Origin of the sequence: Streptacidiphilus carbonis, from assembly GCF_000787775.1 — a bacterium.
Classification (GTDB): Bacteria; Actinomycetota; Actinomycetes; order Streptomycetales; family Streptomycetaceae; genus Streptacidiphilus; species Streptacidiphilus carbonis.
Genome location: NZ_BBPM01000062.1, coordinates 28,857 through 45,151, shown reverse-complemented (window position 1 = coordinate 45,151; position 16,295 = coordinate 28,857). Strand labels below are relative to the sequence as shown.

The 16,295-nt window shown below is 71.8% G+C and carries 17 protein-coding genes; 6 read left to right on the top strand and 11 right to left on the bottom strand.

Features of this window, described 5'->3' with window-relative positions; all coding sequences use genetic code 11:
• The 7 genes from TR46_RS43310 to TR46_RS31865 all read right to left on the bottom strand — a co-directional run.
• A partial coding sequence (locus tag TR46_RS43310) for a SepX/GlpR family protein (protein WP_042408680.1) occupies positions 1–282 on the bottom strand: 282 nt, incomplete at its 3' end.
• 151 nt (positions 283–433) lie between these two features.
• Complete coding sequence (locus TR46_RS31890) at positions 434–1,057, bottom strand: GNAT family N-acetyltransferase (RefSeq protein ID WP_042408729.1); 624 nt, start codon at positions 1,055–1,057, stop codon at positions 434–436.
• Entirely contained in the window at positions 1,054–1,584 is a 531-nt protein-coding gene (locus TR46_RS31885; RefSeq protein WP_042408677.1) for a MogA/MoaB family molybdenum cofactor biosynthesis protein, read from the bottom strand. The genes TR46_RS31890 and TR46_RS31885 overlap by 4 nt, the downstream gene beginning before the upstream one ends.
• The gene (moaC, locus tag TR46_RS31880; RefSeq protein WP_042408726.1) at positions 1,581–2,042 is read right to left on the bottom strand and encodes a cyclic pyranopterin monophosphate synthase MoaC; all 462 of its coding nucleotides are present in this window, start codon (positions 2,040–2,042) and stop codon (positions 1,581–1,583) included. Before moaC ends, TR46_RS31885 begins: the two co-directional genes overlap by 4 nt.
• A 224-nt stretch (positions 2,043–2,266) precedes the next feature.
• Entirely contained in the window at positions 2,267–3,613 is a 1,347-nt protein-coding gene (glp, locus tag TR46_RS31875; RefSeq protein WP_052433271.1) for a molybdotransferase-like divisome protein Glp, read from the bottom strand.
• Between the two features lie 165 nt (positions 3,614–3,778).
• The gene (locus TR46_RS31870) at positions 3,779–4,732 is read right to left on the bottom strand and encodes a UTP--glucose-1-phosphate uridylyltransferase (RefSeq protein WP_042408674.1); all 954 of its coding nucleotides are present in this window, start codon (positions 4,730–4,732) and stop codon (positions 3,779–3,781) included.
• Between the two features lie 57 nt (positions 4,733–4,789).
• Entirely contained in the window at positions 4,790–5,707 is a 918-nt protein-coding gene (locus TR46_RS31865) for a GGDEF domain-containing protein (protein ID WP_052433270.1), read from the bottom strand.
• 73 nt (positions 5,708–5,780) lie between these two features.
• Between TR46_RS31865 and TR46_RS31860 the strand changes: the two genes are divergently transcribed.
• Complete coding sequence (locus TR46_RS31860) at positions 5,781–6,371, top strand: 5-formyltetrahydrofolate cyclo-ligase (RefSeq protein WP_042408671.1); 591 nt, start codon at positions 5,781–5,783, stop codon at positions 6,369–6,371.
• 134 nt (positions 6,372–6,505) lie between these two features.
• Here TR46_RS31860 and TR46_RS31855 read toward each other — a convergent pair whose 3' ends face one another.
• Positions 6,506–9,325, bottom strand: a complete 2,820-nt coding sequence (locus TR46_RS31855; protein WP_152626796.1) for a penicillin acylase family protein — start codon at positions 9,323–9,325, stop codon at positions 6,506–6,508.
• A gap of 224 nt (positions 9,326–9,549) precedes the next feature.
• On the opposite strand from TR46_RS31855, the gene TR46_RS31850 reads away from it, so the two are divergent.
• The 5 genes from TR46_RS31850 (at position 9,550) to mscL (ending at position 13,870) form a co-directional block, all read left to right on the top strand.
• Entirely contained in the window at positions 9,550–11,043 is a 1,494-nt protein-coding gene (locus TR46_RS31850) for a potassium/proton antiporter (RefSeq protein WP_042408665.1), read from the top strand.
• A gap of 132 nt (positions 11,044–11,175) precedes the next feature.
• Positions 11,176–11,523: an FmdB family zinc ribbon protein gene (locus TR46_RS40240; RefSeq protein ID WP_084719114.1), complete on the top strand. Its 348-nt coding sequence runs from the start codon at positions 11,176–11,178 to the stop codon at positions 11,521–11,523.
• Positions 11,524–11,596: 73 nt separating this feature from the next.
• Entirely contained in the window at positions 11,597–12,466 is an 870-nt protein-coding gene (locus TR46_RS31840; protein WP_042408718.1) for an S-methyl-5'-thioadenosine phosphorylase, read from the top strand.
• Between the two features lie 175 nt (positions 12,467–12,641).
• Entirely contained in the window at positions 12,642–13,214 is a 573-nt protein-coding gene (locus tag TR46_RS38485; protein WP_052433269.1) for a hypothetical protein, read from the top strand.
• Positions 13,215–13,426: 212 nt separating this feature from the next.
• The gene (gene mscL / locus TR46_RS31830; RefSeq protein WP_042408660.1) at positions 13,427–13,870 is read left to right on the top strand and encodes a large conductance mechanosensitive channel protein MscL; all 444 of its coding nucleotides are present in this window, start codon (positions 13,427–13,429) and stop codon (positions 13,868–13,870) included.
• A 157-nt stretch (positions 13,871–14,027) separates the two neighbouring features.
• On the opposite strand, the gene TR46_RS43305 is transcribed toward mscL, so the two are convergent.
• The 3 genes from TR46_RS43305 to TR46_RS31815 all read right to left on the bottom strand — a co-directional run.
• A complete protein-coding gene (locus TR46_RS43305; protein WP_042408657.1) occupies positions 14,028–14,237 on the bottom strand; it encodes a hypothetical protein in 210 nt (69 codons plus the stop codon).
• 22 nt (positions 14,238–14,259) lie between these two features.
• Positions 14,260–15,231 carry a sigma-70 family RNA polymerase sigma factor gene (locus tag TR46_RS31820; protein ID WP_042408654.1) on the bottom strand — a complete coding sequence of 324 codons (972 nt, stop codon included), beginning with the start codon at positions 15,229–15,231 and terminating at the stop codon, positions 14,260–14,262.
• A gap of 604 nt (positions 15,232–15,835) precedes the next feature.
• A partial coding sequence (locus TR46_RS31815; protein ID WP_500801575.1) for a mannosyltransferase YkcB-related protein occupies positions 15,836–16,295 on the bottom strand: 460 nt, incomplete at its 5' end.

The window sequence follows — 16,295 nt, the reverse complement described above, 5'->3', positions numbered from 1 at the left end:
GGGTGGCGGGGTGGGGCGCTGAAGCGCGGGCGGCGGCGTCGGCCGGTGTGCGGCGGCGTCGGCGGGCTTGGGTGACGGGCCTTCGGCCTGGCCGCCGTCCTCGCGGAGGCGGGTGACCTTGCGCTCCATCGCCGCGCGTCCGGACAGCAGTCGGATGGCGGTGCTGAAGCGTTCGGTGGGCCGGGCCTCGTTGAGTTCGTCCTGCCGGCGGAGCCACATCGGCACCAGGTAGGCAGCCCAGGCCCCCACGATCACCGCGTAGATGAGGCCGCTACTGCTCACGCTTCACACCGTACGGGCGAGGAGGAGTGCCTCGTGGCAATTTCCGCCGGTGTGTCGCACGCTCATGCTCATCTCACCCTATTTTTATCGCTTTGAACCACAGAATCAGGACACACTCGAACAGGTTTTTGAATATGCAGCGGCTATGAGGCTACGAGTTGGCTGCGGACGTACTGTTCCCGCGCCATCGCCGCAGCAGCCCCTCCGGGACCTCGTCGGCGGTCAGTGCGAACACCAGGTGGTCCCGCCAGCCGCCGTCGATGTGCAGATAGCGCGGGCGGATCCCCTCCTCGCGGAAGCCCAGCTTCTCGACCACCCGTCGGCTGGGCCCGTTCTCCGGGCGGATGCACACCTCGATCCGGTGCAGCCCCATACCGCGGAAGCAGTGGTCCACGACCATGGCCACCGCGGTCGGGATGATCCCGCGTCCGGCGACCGACTCGTCGACCCAGTAGCCGATGTTGGCGGAGCACATCGACCCCCAGGTGATGCCGCCGACGGTGAGCTGGCCGACCAGCCGCCCCTCGTAGGTCACCACGAACGGCAGCATCCGTCCCGCGTGCGCCTCCGAGCGCAGGAAGTGCACCATCTGACGGTAGGTCGGCCGCGGTGTGGAAGGGTTGCCCGGCTGGGCCGGGGGGACGGTGGCCTCCCAGCGGCGCAGCCAGTGCCGGTTGCGGCTGCTGACCTCCTGCCAGGCCCGCCGGTCGCGCACCCGGATCGGCCGCAGTCCGACCGGGCCCTCCTGCAGCTCGACCGGCCAGAAGGCGTTCAGTGCACTTCTCCTGACGGGAGGTCGGGCCGGTCGGCGCCGTCGGCGTCGGGGCGTCGGTGGTCCCCGCCGTGCACCTGGTCCACCGCGTGGGCCAGCAGCGGCGCCAGTACCGCCAGCCCGTCCTTGACCCCGCCGGTGGAACCGGGGAGGTTGACGATCAGCGTGCTGCCGGCCAGACCGGAGAGCCCGCGGGAGAGCGCCGCTGTGGGGACGCCTGCGGCGCGCCCCTCGGCCCTGATCGCCTCGGCGATGCCGGGCGCCGGGCGGTCGATCACCTGCGCGGTCATCTCCGGGGTGAGGTCCATCGGGGTCAGACCGGTGCCACCGGTCGTCAGCACGACGTCGTAGCCGTCCGCGACGGCCTTGCGCAGGGCCGCCAGCACGGGCTCGCCGTCCGGCACCAGCTGCGGGCCGTCCACCTGGAAGCCCATCGCGCCGAGGCCCTCGACCAGCAGCGGGCCGCCCTTGTCGGCGTAGACGCCGGCCGAGGCGCGGTTGGACACGGTGACCGCCAGGGCGCGTCTCATCGGGGTTCACCACCGGTTGTTCCGGGGACGGCCTCGCGGTACCAGTCCCCGCTCTTGCCGCCGGTCTTGGACTCCACCTGCACGGCGTCGATCCTGGCGCCCTTGTCCACGGCCTTCACCATGTCGATGACCGTCAGCCCGGCCACGGCGACGGCGGTCAGCGCCTCCATCTCCACCCCGGTGCGGTCGGCGGTGCGTACCGTGGCCGCGATCTCCACGGCCTCGTCGGTGACGGCCAGCTCGACCGTCACCCCGGAGATGGCGATGGGGTGGCAGAGCGGGATCAGGTCGGGGGTGCGCTTGGCACCCATGATCCCGGCGATCCTGGCCACCGACAGGGCGTCGCCCTTGGGGACGCCCTCACCGCGCAGCAGCTGCACCACCCGGGGCGCGACCAGCACCCGGCCGGTGGCCCGCGCGGTGCGCACCGTGCTTGCCTTCTCGGAGACGTCGACCATGCGGGCCGCCCCCGTCGCGTCGACGTGGGTCAGCCGGTCGCTGTGCGAGGTACTCAAGGTGTCGTCTCCTGGGGCCGATGCCGTGCGGGCACAGGCTATCGCTGCCTGCCCCGGACCGCTCCGTCGTACTCGCCACGCGCGGCGGCCGACACGGGTCCACACGGGGTCCGGGGGTCCGGGGGTTGGTCCGGGGGTCGCTCCCCGGAGCCCGGGCCGGACGCCGGTCAGAGCGGGCGGTCCGCTGCTTCCAGCAGGACCACCTCGACCTCGTCGCCCGCCTCGGCCCTGGTGGTGTCCTCGGGGACCACGATCACGGAGTTGGCCTGGGCCAGCGGTCCGACCAGGTGCGAGCCCGCGCCGCCGACCGGCGCGACACTGCCCTTCTCCCCCGGGTTCCCCGCGGCATACCGGGCCCGGGCGAACTGCCTGCGTCCGGCCGGGGACTTCAGACCCTCGGTGAGCACCGCCCGCACCACCGGGCGGTGCACCTCGTCGGCGCCGGCGCCCATCATGGCCCGGATCGCCGGCCGCACGAACAGCTCGAAGGAGAGGTAGGCGCTGACCGGGTTGCCCGGCAGGGCGAACAGCGGAACCCTGCCGTCCAGCAGCCCGAAGCCCTGCGGCTTGCCGGGCTGCATCCGCAGCTTGCGGAAGGAGATCGCACCCAGCGGCGGCGGCTCGACGCCCTCCGGCGCCAGCGCCTCCTTGACCACGTCGTACGCCCCCACGCTGACACCGCCGCTGGTGACCACCAGGTCCGCGCGGATCAGCTGGTCCTCGACCACCTCGCGCAGCCGCTCGGCGTCGTCGGGGACCCCGCCGACCCGGTAGGCGATGGCGCCGGCGTCCCTGGCGGCCGCGGTCAGCGCGAAGCTGTTGGAGTCGCTGATCTGCCCGGGGCCCACCGCGGCACCGGGCTGCACCAGCTCGCTGCCGGTGGAGAGCACCACCACCCGCGGCCGGGGCCGCACCCGCACGCTGTCCAGACCGATCGCCGCGAGCAGCCCGATCTGGGCCGGGCCCAGCAGGGTGCCCTCGGGGAGGACCACCTGTCCCGGGGTGATGTCGTCGCCCTTGCGGCGCACGAAGTCGCCGTCCGCGGCCGGGCGGAACACCCGGACCTCGCCGGCGGCCCCTTCGGGCGCACTGCTGTGCGGCGCCATACCGACCGCGGCGTCCTTGCCGCCGCTGCCGCCGTCGGTCCACTCGACCGGCACCACGGCCTCGGCGCCGGGGGGCAGCGGCGCCCCGGTCATGATCCGGGCGCACTGGCCGGGGCCGACCACCGGCAGGTCGGCCGCGCCCGCGGCGACGTCGCCGACCACGGTCAGCACCGACGGGTAGGCGTCGGTGGCCCCCTCGACGTCCGCGACCCGCACCGCGTAGCCGTCCATGGAGCTGTTGTCGAACGGCGGCAGGTCGACCCCGGCGGTGATCCGTTCCACCGTCAGGCAGCCCTGGGCTTCCAGCAGTTGCAGGTCGAGCGGCGGCAGCGGGCCGACGGTGCCGAGGATGTCGGCGAGGTGCTCGTCGACCGTCCAGTACCGCTCTGCCCCCCCGTCGCCCGCCACCACCCTTGCTTGAGACTCCCCCAGACTTCGTCCGGGGGTACCCCCCTCGCGCCGCACCTCTGGAACGTCGCCGGCGCAGGGGTCGCCCTCTGCGGTGTGCCCGTGCTGCTGGTCGCTCACTGTTCTCCCCCTGGTGTGCTGGTGCCGCGTCGGTGCCGTCCGGTGCTACGCGTTCCCGGTGAGGGTGTCCAGCTCGCCGCTGGCCACCAGTTCCTTGAGCCAGGTCCGGAAGTCCGGGCCCAGGTCTTCACGCTCGCATGCGAGCCGAACGATCGCACGCAGGTAGTCGCCGCGGTCGCCCGTGTCGTAGCGGCGGCCCTTGAAGAGGACGCCGTGCACCGGACCGCCCCGGCCCGGGGTGCGCTGGGCAAGCACCCGGAGCGCGTCGGTCAGCTGGATCTCGTCGTTCTTCCCCGGCGGGGTCTCCCGCAGCACGTCGAACACGGTCGGGTCGAGGACATAGCGGCCGATCACGGCGTAGCTGCTGGGGGCCTCGCCGGGGGCGGGCTTCTCCACCAGGTCGGTGATCCGGACGATCTCGTCGTCGGCGCCGAGGGTGCCGTGCCACTCGGCCGGCTTCACCGCGGCGCAGCCGTAGAGGTGCGCCTGCTCGGGGTCGACCTCGATCAGCGCCACCACACTGCCGCCGAGCTCGCGCTGGACCTCGATCATCTTGGCCAGCAGCGGGTCGCGCGGGTCGATCAGGTCGTCGCCGAGAAGGACCGCGAACGGCTGGTCGGCGACGTGCGGCTCGGCGCAGAGGACGGCGTGTCCGAGGCCCTTGGGGTCGCCCTGGCGGACGTAGTGCATGGTGGCCAGGTCGCTGGACTCGCGGACCCGGGCCAGCTTGACCTGGTCGCCCTTGCGGACCAGCTGCTCCTCCAGCTCGTACGCGCGGTCGAAGTGGTCCTCCAGCGGCCGCTTGTTGCGCCCGGTGATCATCAGCACGTCGGTCAGTCCGGCGGACGCGGCCTCCTCGACCACGTACTGGATCGCGGGCTTGTCCACGACCGGCAGCATTTCCTTCGGGGTCGCCTTGGTCGCCGGCAGGAACCGGGTCCCCAGACCCGCGGCGGGGATCACGGCCTTGGTGATCTGGCGCGCACGTGCTTTCGTCATACTGACGACTGTACTGGCCGTACAGGGCAGGTCAGTGCTGCCCCCGGGCATTCACCGTCAGGTCACAGACAGGTCACATCCCTGGGCCAGCAAGCTGTAAACGGGCTGTGACGCGGCAGTTGACGACGGGTGTCGCTGCCCGGTCCGAGGGGTGTCCGGCCGGGTGCCGACGGCGTCCTCCCGCTCCGGGTCGAATGTTCGCTCGGAGGTCGGCTCGGATTCATGTTCGCTGGACGACGGGGCTTCGGACGCTGATCCGGCGCCGCCCGAGCGTGGCGCCGTCGAGCCGCGGGCCCCGGCCAGCGCCCGGTCCGCCGCGCGCAGCAGCAGCGCAGCGTGCGCGCCGTCCCTGGGCAGCACGGCGGTGCCGACCACCGCGCCGAGTCCGTTGACCGGCGCCGCGCCCTGCCGGTCCGGCGGAGCCGGGACGGACGGCAGCGCCAGGGGGTGCCTGCGGACCGTCCAGCGCAGCCGTTCGGCGACGCGCTCGGCCCCGGCGGCGTCCGTGTCCGGCAGCAGGACCAGGAACTCCTCCCCGCCGTAGCGTCCGAACACATCGGTCGCGCGGACCTCCATGGCCAGCCGCTGGGCCAGGTCGCGCAGGACCGCGCCGCCGCGCTGGTGGCCGTGCTCGCGGCGGATCTCGTCGAAGCCCTCGATCTCCAGCAGCAGCACGGCCAGCCGGTCGGCGTCCTCCGGCTGGACCGGCAGCCGGGCGCAGCGGGCGATCTCCCGGTCCAGCGCGAGCTGGAGGTAGCGGTAGTTCCAGACCCCGGTGAGGGCGTCCGTGTAGGAGGTGCGCTCCAGCTCGGCCCGGCCCTGCCGGAGCCGCTCCAGCTCCTGGCGCAGGCTCAGCTCGCTCGCGGCCGCGCCGCTGCGGAGCCGGCGCAGCCGGGCGAGCGCGGTGGCGGCGGCTGCAGAGGCGATCAGCAGCAGGCCGGCGAGGGCCACTGACAGTACGGTCGGCCGGTCCATCGGCGTGCCCCTCCGTCGGCGCGTGCAGACTGGGTGTGCCCGGCGCCCATATGACGAAAGGCCCGCCCATCCCATGCTGAACGACAAGAGCGCCCTGAGGTCACGCCTGTCGGCCGCCCGCGCCGCGATGTCACCCGAGCAGCGGCAGCGGGCGGGGGCGGCGCTGGGGCGCCGGGCGCTGGAACTGCTGCCCGCGCGGCTGCCGGCGCAGCCGCCCGCGGTGGTGGCCGGGTACGTGTCGATGGGGACGGAGCCGGACACCCGGGCGCTGCTGGACGCGCTGCGGGCGCGGGGCGCGCGGGTTCTGCTGCCGCTGCTGCAGCCGGACAACGATCTGGACTGGGGCGAGTACCGCGGCGCGGAGCACCTGGTCGCGGCGCGGCTGGGGCTGCGGGAGCCGGACGGGGAGCCGCTGGGCGCGGACGCGGTGTGCGGGGCGGACCTGGTGCTGATGCCGGGCCTGGCGGTGGACCGACGGGGCGTCAGGCTGGGGCGCGGGGGCGGCAGCTACGACCGGGTGCTGGCCCGCCTGGCGGCGGGGGGCTCGGGCGCCCTGCTGGTGACCCTGCTCTACGACGACGAGGTGCTGGCGGAGGTGCCCGCCGAAGCGCACGACCGGCCGGTCGACGCGGCGGTGACGCCGTCGAAGCTGTGGCGGTTCTGACGGGTCTTCGGGTGCGGACCGTAAGGGGCTTGTCGCGCACGCAGTAATCAAGCAGAGCCCCGCGCCCCTGAGGTAGGTGCAACTGACCCACAGCGGTTCAGCTGCACCCCGGGCGCGGGGAACTGCGCGACCCGCTACGGCGTCAGCGTCAGTTTGTCGACCGTCGCCGCCGTGACGGCATCCTTGGCGAAGGGCCAGGCCAGGAGTTGGCCGTCGGCCCAGAGCTGGGTCTGGTCGTTGTAGTGGGCGTCGTAGGCGTGCCCCGATGCGCCACCGATGTTGATCCAGCGTGAGGCGTTCAGGTCGGCCAGGTCCACCACCATCCGCATGGAAGGCGCCCAGTCCACCTGGTAGCCCGCCGCGGCGTTCCACCCGCTGGCGTCCACCGCCGCGCTGCCGCCGTCCAGCTGGTACGGGCCCCGGTTGAGCAGCTTGTGCACCGCGCCGGAGGCGATCGAGGAGTTGTCGGTGCCCAGCGTCTGCTCCTTGAGCGTCAGCGTGTGGATCCGGCCCCAGCTCCAGGTGCTGATGTCCTTGCCCATCAGCGAGGTCAGCTGCTTGCGGGCGTCGACCATGGCCTTGAGCAGCATGTTGTCCAGGCCCTGGACCTGCGCGCCCTGGGTGTCGGTGTAGGTCCACCAGTCGCTGTTCGACTGCTTCAGCAGCGCGGTCACCGCCGTGGTCCACTGGTCGTTGCCGTCCGGCATGGCCTCGTCCGGGCTGCGGGTGCCGCAGACCGAGACCCGCTTGGGGGCCGTGTTCACCCCGTCGACCGGAACCTTCGCGGTGCCGGCCGGCAGCTGCAGGACGCAGTCGGTGGTGGCTCTGACCTGTGCCGGGAACTTCTCGTCGAAGGCCAGGTGCAGCAGGTTGCTCCAGACCGCGTTGTAGTAGGCGGCGGCGGCCGACCCGGCGTCCTGCTTGTAGTTCCAGTCCTTGAGCAGCGTCTGCGCGTCCTTGTAGTACGGGTCGGTCAGCGGCACCTTGAGCAGGTAGGGCACCAGGGTCTGCGCCATCACGCTGGTGTCGTCGGTCTGCATGGACTGCATGTCGTCCGGCGAGATCTTCCCGCCGTTCGCCAGCTTGGACTTGATCAGGTCGGTGATCTGCTGGGAGCGGGTGCCGTAGCCCCAGTCGTCGGTCAGCTCGTAGGGGTAGGAGGCGTCCACCACCGCCTGGTTGGCGGTGACGATGTACCCGGACGAGGGGTTCTCCACGTACGGCAGCGCCGCCTGCGGGATGAAGCCCTGCCACGCGTACTGCGGGGTCCAGCCCGGCATCGGGTAGGTGCCGTCGTCGCCCTTGGCCCGGATCGGGATCCGGCCCGGGGCCTGGTAGCCGATGTTGCCGGCGGTGTCGGCGTAGATGAGGTTCTGCGCCGGCACCGCGAAGTCCCGTGCGGCGGCCTTGAACTGGCTGAAGTTCACGGCCCGGTCCAGCTCGAAGACGGAGGCCATGGTGGTGCCCGGGTCCAGCGCGGTCCAGCGCAGCGCGATGGCGTAGCCGCCGTTGCGGGGCGGGGCGTTGCCGTCGACCGGGGCGTCCTGGCCGACCGTCTGCTGCTCGGTGTTGTGGTCCGAGATGATCGGCATGCCGTCGGCGGTGCTGCGCACGGTGATGGTCTGGTCCGCGCCTCCGGCCACCTTGATCACCTCCGAGCGGGTGGTGAACTTCACGTCCTTGCCGTTGTAGAGGTAGGTGCCGTCGCCGGTGACCTGTTCCAGGTAGAGGTCCTGGACGTCGGCACCGAGGTTGGTGAAGCCCCAGGAGATCGACTGGTTGTGGCCGATCACCACACCGGGCATCCCGGCGAAGGTGAAACCGGTGGTGTCGTACGGGCAGGCGGCGCTGACGACATTGCAGTGCAGGCCCATCTGGTACCAGATGGACGGCAGCCCCGGGCCCAGGTGCGGATCGTTGGCCAGCAGCGGTTCGCCGGTGGTGGTGTGGCTGCCGGAGACCACCCAGGAGTTGGAGCCGATGCCCTGGCCCGGGTCGCCGAGCAGGGCCGGGATGCTGTCCAGGTTGGCGGCCAGCTGGGTCGCGGCCTGCTGGGAGGCCTGCACCGCGCCGGAGACCGAGCCGCTGCTGCCGGTACTGCCGCTGGTGCTGCCGCCGGTGCGGGCCGAGGCCTGGGTGACGCCGCTGCTGCCGGACGAGGCGTTCGACACGTCCGACGAGCCGTCACCGGAGGCCGGGTGGTACGTGGCCTTGTCCGTGCCGGCGTCGCTGACCGTGCCGGTCCTCACGATGGTGCTGTTGGTGCCGTAGGGGTAGGTCGGGTACAGCTCGGCGATCTGCTGCTTGCTGAGGCTCTGCGAGAGCAGCGAGCGGTCGATCTCCTGCTGCATGTTGCCGCTGAGGTCCCAGGCCATCGCCTTCAGCCAGGACACCGAGTCCACCGGGGTCCACGGGGCCGGCTTGTAGCCGCCGTAGGCGGTGCCGAGCAGGGCGTACTCCAGTGAGGCCCCTGCCCCGCCGGGGTGCTCGGACAGCCAGGCGTTGACGCCGTCCGCATAGTCCTGGAGGTACTTCTTGGTGGTGGCGTCCAGCTTGGTGTCGTACTCCTGCTGGGCCACGTCGCGCCAGCCCATGGTGCGGACGAAGGCGTCGGTCTCCACCTGCCCCTTGCCGAACATCGAGGCCAGGGTGCCCGAGGTGATGTGCCGGTCGACGTCCATCTGCCAGAACCGGTCCTGGGCCTGGACGTAGCCCTGGGCCTTGAAGAGGTCCGACGGGGTGCTCGCGTAGACCTGCGGAATGCCCTTGCTGTCGCGGTCCACGCTGACCGGCGCGGAGAGCCCGGCCAGCTTCAGTGTCCCGGTGGTCTGCGGGAAGGACTCCTTGACGGTCTTCACCCCCAGCCAACCGCCGACCCCTGCGCCGGCGACCAGCAGCAGGACGACAAGGATCACCAGCAGTCGGAGCCGGCGGAACTTCTTGGTGCGGGGCATCAGGGTCCTTGTGGGGCAGGGGCTCATCCGCCGCCAGAGGGCGCGGTGCTGTGCGGCGGAGCCGACGCTAACACTTGAACCGAATGCCCCGTTGACTGGTACCGGCCCTGGGATCCGTCCAGATTCTCCACGCTGGACAGGCATTCACCAAGGCAAGGTAAAATGTTAGACAGAGTAATCATCTGACTGCCCGTCTGACGCCTGCTGCTGTGAGGTGCCCCTGAGTGACAGTCCACCATCTCGACACCCTGCTCCTCGGCTTCTCCCTGGTCCTCCTCGTCGCCGTGGCCGCCGTACGGCTGGCCTCCCGCAGCGGTCTGCCCAGCCTGCTGCTCTACCTGGGCATCGGCGTCGCGCTGGGTCAGGACGGACTCGGCATCGGATTCGACAACGCCTCGATCACCCAGGTCCTCGGCTATGCCGCGCTGGTGGTCATCCTGGCCGAGGGCGGCCTCGGGACCACCTGGAAGGACATCAGGCCGGCCGCGCCGGCGGCGGCCGTGCTGGCGACCTTCGGCACCGGCGTGAGCGTCGCGGTGACCGCCCTGGGCGCACACCTGCTGGTCGGCACCGACTGGCGGCTGTCGCTGCTGCTCGGCGCGGTCGTCTCGTCCACCGACGCCGCCGCGGTCTTCTCGGTGCTGCGCCGGGTCCCGCTGCCGTCCCGGCTGAGCGGGCTGCTGGAGGCCGAGTCCGGCTTCAACGACGCCCCCACCGTCATCCTGGTGGTCGCCTTCGCCACCACCGGCCCCATCGACAGCTGGTACCTGCTGCTCGGCTCGATCGCGCTGCAGCTGGCCATCGGCCTGGCCATCGGGCTGGCCGTGGGCCGGCTGGGCTCGCTGGCGCTGCGCCGGGTCGCGCTGCCCTCCTCCGGCCTCTACCCCATCGCCGTGACCGCGCTGGCGATGCTCGCCTACGCCGGCGGCGCCATGCTGCACGGCTCCGGGTTCCTCGCCGTCTACATCGCCACGCTGGTGCTCGGGAACTCCCGGCTGCCGCACGGCCCGGCCACCCGCGGCTTCGCCGAGGGGCTGGCCTGGATCGCCCAGATCGGCATGTTCGTGCTGCTCGGACTGCTGGTGACGCCGGACACCATGGCGGGCGCGATCATCCCGGCGCTGGTCGTCGGGCTGGTGCTGGTGTTCCTGGCCCGACCGCTGTCGGTGCTGCTGACCACAACCCCGTTCGGGATACCCCTGCGCGAGCAGGTGCTGCTCTCCTGGGCCGGGCTGCGCGGCGCGGTCCCCATCGTGCTCGCCACCATCCCGGTGGTCGGCCGGGTGCCCGGCGCGGGCCAGCTGTTCAACACCGTGTTCCTGCTGGTGGTGGTGTTCACCCTGGTCCAGGGCCCGACGCTGCCCTGGTTGGCCCGCCGGCTGCGGATCGGCGACCCGGGCCACGCGGACCGGCTGGACGTGGAGGCCGCACCGCTGGAGCGGCTGCACGGGCACCTGCTGTCGGTGACCCTGGCGCCCGGGTCCAGGATCGCCGGGGTGGAGGTGAGCGAGCTGCGGCTGCCCAAGGGCTCGGCGGTCACCCTGGTGGTCCGCGACGGCGCCAGCTTCGTTCCGGGGCCGGCCACGGTGCTGCGGGCCGGGGACGACCTGCTGGTGGTCGCGACCGACGCGGTGAGCGACCGCGCCGAGCGGCGGCTGCGCGCCGTCGACCGCGGCGGCAAGCTCGCCGGGTGGCTGGAGCAGCGTGACACCTACTGACCGTCCCCCGGTCGTCACAGCTGGTATTGCCACAGCTCACAGGGGGCACGGTGGACTATCGCCGCGGAATACCGCATCATTGAGCGTCGTTAGCACTCATCAGGCGAGAGTGCCAGCCAGGAGGAAAAGACAGTGCCGACGTACCAGTACCAGTGCACCGAGTGCGGAAACGGCCTCGAGGCGGTCCAGAAGTTCACGGACGACGCCCTGACCGTCTGCCCGGCGTGCAGCGGCAGGCTTCGCAAGATCTACTCCGCCGTCGGCGTGGTCTTCAAGGGCAGCGGCTTCTACCGCACCGACAGCCGCTCGTCGTCGAGCAGCACGGTGGGGGCTGCCAAGCCGGCCGCCGCGTCCGCGGCGTCCTCGTCCGGCGACTCGTCGTCCTCGGGCTCGACCGGGTCGGCGTCGTCGTCCTCGTCGTCCTCGGGCAGCAGCTCCGGCACCGGCTCCACCTCGGGCAGCAGCTCGCCCGCCGCCTGATCCGGCCGCACGTCCGAAAGACGTAAGGGCTCGGGGAATCCCGCGCGCCCCGCTGCTTCGTATGCTGCGGTGCATGGCCAACGCTGAGCAGCACGCACCCCTCCCCGCCGACGCTCCCGCCGCCGAGATCGGGATCATCGGCGGCACCGGTCTCTACGCCCTGGTGGACGACCTCGCCGAGGTCGCCGTCGACACCCCCTACGGTCCGCCCAGCGACTCGCTGTTCGTCGGCCGGTTCGGCGGACGCCGGGTGGCCTTCCTGCCCCGGCACGGCCGCGAGCACCGGATCCCGCCGCACCGCATCAACTACCGGGCCAACCTGTGGGCGCTGCGCTCGCTGGGGGTCCGGCAGGTACTGGGGCCGTGCGCCACCGGCGGCCTGCTGCCCGAGTACGGCCCGGGGACACTGCTGGTCCCCGACCAGTTCGTGGACCGCACCTCCGGACGCAGCCAGACCTTCTACGACGGCGAGCGGCGCGGCGACGGTCTGCTGCCCGAGGTGGTGCACGTCTCCTCGGCCGACCCCTACTGCCCTGCGGGACGCCTCGCCGCGCTGAAGGCCGCCGGGGCGGCCGGCTGGGAGCCGGTGGACGGCGGGACGCTGGTGGTCGTCGAGGGGCCGCGCTTCTCCACCCGGGCCGAATCCCGCTGGTACGGCGCGCAGGGCTGGTCGGTGGTCGGCATGACCGGGCACCCCGAAGCCGTGCTGGCCCGTGAACTGGGGCTCTGCTACACCTCGGTGGCCGTGGTCACCGACCTGGACGCCGGCGTCGAGACCGGCGAGGGGGTCACCCACACCGAGGTGCTGCGGGTCTTCGCCGGCAGCATCGACCGGCTGCGCGGGGTGCTGACCGGCGCGGTTTCCGGGCTGCCGGCCACCGCGGACCGGGACTGCGTCTGCTCGCACGCGCTGGACGGGCTGGAGACCGGGCTGGGGTTCTGAGCGGGTCTCAGGCCGGGGTTCTGAGCGGTCGTCACTCCTGGGGGTGAGGGAGTTCTGCACACCCCCCGGGTTGTCCACAGGCGGAGCCCGGGCCGCCACGGCGGGGACGGCGACGGGACATGGTGGAGGCAGTCCGGTCGGGAGCATCCCGACCGCCCTCCGCAAGGCGGTGCCCATGTCCCTGATGACCGAGTCCTTGACGAACGAGTCGCTGCTGACCGGCGGCCCCGGCCGTCGCCCCGCCCGGCACCGCGCCCATTCACTGCGCCCCGGCCCCGGCCGCGACCACCCGTCGGCCGCGGCCGAGACCGACCACGCGTCCGGGCATGCGTCCGGGCATGCATCCGCTCATGATCTGCATACGTCCACGCATGACCTGGCGGCCTGGGACGAGCCGGGCTGGGACGACGAGGAAGCCGTCCTCAGCGGTCCGGACCTGGCTCCCGCCCCGGCGGCGGTCCGTACCCCCACCTTCGCCCCCCGTCCCGCCGCGCTGCCGTGCGAGGCCCCCGCGGTGCCGCCCCGGCGTACCGTCGGGCCGTTCCCACCGATCCGGGCCGGCGGGCGGCACCGGCTGCCGTCAGCCGTCCGCCGAAGGTCCGGGCCGATCGCCGCCGGGCTGATGGTCGCGGCCACCACCCTCGCCGCCGGCTCGCTGCGCGGGATCCCGGCCCCGCCGCCGGGCCACCCGGCCGCCGCCGCTGCGCCGCCACACGTCGAGGTGGTCGACAATCCCCCGCAGGAGTGACATGGCGGGGTGAAATCGCAGCACCGGCCCGCCCGCGAGCCCTCGTCGGCGGCCTTCCGGAGCCGTGACGTTTCTGCAGGTGGCAAGGGCTGTCTCCGGGCCTCTCCGAGGCGGGTTACGGCCGTACGGGTGAACCGGGCGCGCGCACCCGGGATGCGCCGACTGCCCTAGGTTCCCAACACCCCCAACACCCCATCGGCCCCATTCACAGCATGTGCGAAGGAAGTCATCCCTTGAAGGGCTTCAAGGCATTCCTGCTGCGCGGAAACGTCCTCGACCTCGCGGTCGCGGTCGTGATCGGCGCGGCTTTCACCGCCGTCATCAACTCGATCGTCAACGGCGTCATCAACCCCGTCGTCGGCCTCTTCGGCACCTCGTCGCTCAACGCGTACAAGTCATGCATCAAGGGCCCGTGCACCACGGTCAACGGAGCGTCCACCGGCATCAACATCCTGTGGGGCTCGGTCCTGGCCGCCGTGCTGCAGTTCGTGATCACCGCAGCGGTGGTCTACTTCTGCATCGTGATGCCGGCCAACCACTTCATGGCCAAGTACACGGCCAGGAAGAAGGCCGAGGAGGAGGCCCTGAAGGCGGCCGAGCTCACAGAGGTGAAACTGCTCGGCGAGATCCGCGACCTGCTGGTGCACCAGCGCTGAGCACGACGCCGCCGACCACGCCTCCGGTCACGGCGCAGGTCACGGCTCCCGGTCATGGCGCGTGTCACGACGGCGCAGGTCACGGAAGAGGGCCGGGGCGCCCGGCCCCGGCCCTTCGTTCCACTGCTGTCGTGTTGTGTGGCTGTCGTGTTCCGCTTCAGTCGCCGTGGTGCGGCGGGGTCTCCCGCCGGTACCAGGCCTCGTCCCGGCCGCCCGACTCCTCGCCGCCGCCCCAGCCGGTGTCCGTGTCGTCACGACTGGGTCGGCTCAGCGGGTCGTCGAACACCAGTCGCGGACGCACGGACTGCGGCTTCGGCTGCTGCTCGTCGGCTGCGGCTGCTGCCGCCGGAGCGCTGTCGTCTGTCATGGCTTCAGGATAGATCCGGCGCTCAGGCTGCTTCGAAGCCCGAGTGGTCGGCGATCTTCCGCAGCTCGGCCAGGGCGTGCTTCTCGATCTGCCGGATCCGCTCACGGGTGAGCCCGTGCTGCTTGCCGACCTCGGTGAGGGTCCGCTCGCGGCCGTCCTCCATCCCGTATCGGGACCGGATGATCGACGCCGTGCGGTTGTCCAGGCGGCCGATCAGGCCTTCCAGCTCCTCGCGGCGCAGCATGACCAGGACCGCGTCCTCCGGGGAGGTCGCCCCGGTGTCCTCGACCAGGTCGCCGAACTGGGTCTCCCCGTCGTCGTCCACGGTCATGTTGAGGCTGACCGGGTCACGGGCCCAGTCCAGCACGTCCTTGATCCGCTCCACCGTGGTGCCGAGTTCAGCGGCGACCTCGGCGTGCTCCGCGTCGCGGCCCAGCTCCTTGGACTTCTCGCGCTGCACCCGACGGATCCGGCCGAGCTCCTCGACTAGGTGGACGGGAAGCCGGATGGTGCGGGACTGGTCGGCGATGGAACGGGTGATCGCCTGGCGGATCCACCAAGTGGCATAGGTGGAGAACTTGAAGCCCTTGCCGAAGTCGAACTTCTCGACGGCGCGGACCAGGCCGGCGTTGCCCTCCTGGATCAGGTCGAGCAGCGGAAGCCCGCTGCGCGGATAGCGGCGGGCCACCGCCACCACCAGACGGAGGTTGGAACGAATGAACACATCCTTGGCGCGAGCACCGTCTGCGGCTATCGCCCGCAGTTCCTCCTCGCTGGCGCCGACGGCGGTCTCGCCGGTGGCGAGCAGCTGCTCGGCGAAGACACCGGCTTCGATACGTGTGGAGAGCTCGACTTCCTGGGCGGCGTCGAGCAGCGGGGTCCGGGCGATCTCGTCGAGGTACATGCCGACGAGGTCGCGGTCGGCCTCACCGCTGGTCGGACGCGCATTGCGGGTCCGGTCGGCCTTGTCGCGGACGACGGCACGGGTTGCCATGCTTACTCCCTCTCGGAGGACGTGACGGGCCTGGCTGACCCGTTCGTGGCTGCCTTTCGTAACGATGCAACGATCAGAATCCGGACATCATTCCCAAGGTGAGGATTTTTCTCCGCAGTTGCAGTATGCTGGCCATTTTTGCCGCGTTCGCATGCGGAGCGTATCCGGTCGCTCACGGAACTCCGGCCCAGGGGCGGCCCCCTGCTTCAACGCGGTGCGCCTACCCCGTATGCCCGCGGTATGCCCGGGGCGTCCTGTACTGAATGAGACGATTGTGCGCCGGGCTCCGGTTCCCCGCCCGCCGGAAGCACAGCTGCTCCCGCCCCCTGCGGACGGGGACGGGAGCGCGGACGGAGCGTCGGAGCGAGTGGGCGGGCGCCGGCGGTCAGCTGCCGCCGTACCGCCGGCCGGCGGAGCGGCGAGCGAAGCCGTCGCCGACATGGTGGCGGTGTAGTCGCAGCGCCCGGCGGTGCTGGTGAGGGTGTCGGTCCAGCTGCCCGAAGGGCTCTGCGGCGGACGGTAGCGGCGGCTTGGACGCGATAGGACATAGGAGCGGCCCGCCGACCGATGGGTCAACGGGCCGCCGTCAACTACCTTGCAGCAGTTATGACTTGCAGTAGTACAGCTTCTCCGTGGAGCTGGATGCCGAGCTGGTGGAGGTCGAGCCGGTGGAGGTCGAGCTGGAGCTCGTGGTTCCGCCGTACTCGGAGGCGCTGACGACCGTGCAGGTCGAGGTGACGTAGGAGGTCGCCGCGGAGTTGGCCTGGCCGCCGCCGGGACCGCCGCTGCCGCCGGCCAGGACGTAGTGCAGCTTGCCCGAGGAGATGTACTCCTTGATCTGGGCCAGGCTCATGGCCGGGTCGTCGCCGGTGAAGCCGCCCATGGCGATGACCGCCTTGCCGCCGCTCTGCAGGATCAGCTCATCGGCCGCCTGGGCGCTGGACGTGGCCACCAGCCAGGTGGCGCCGTCCTGGTGGGATTCCAGGTAGCTGAGCATCTGGGTGCTGACGCTGCCGCCCATTCCGCCGCCACCGCCACCGCCGAAGCCGCCGGCCGTACCACCG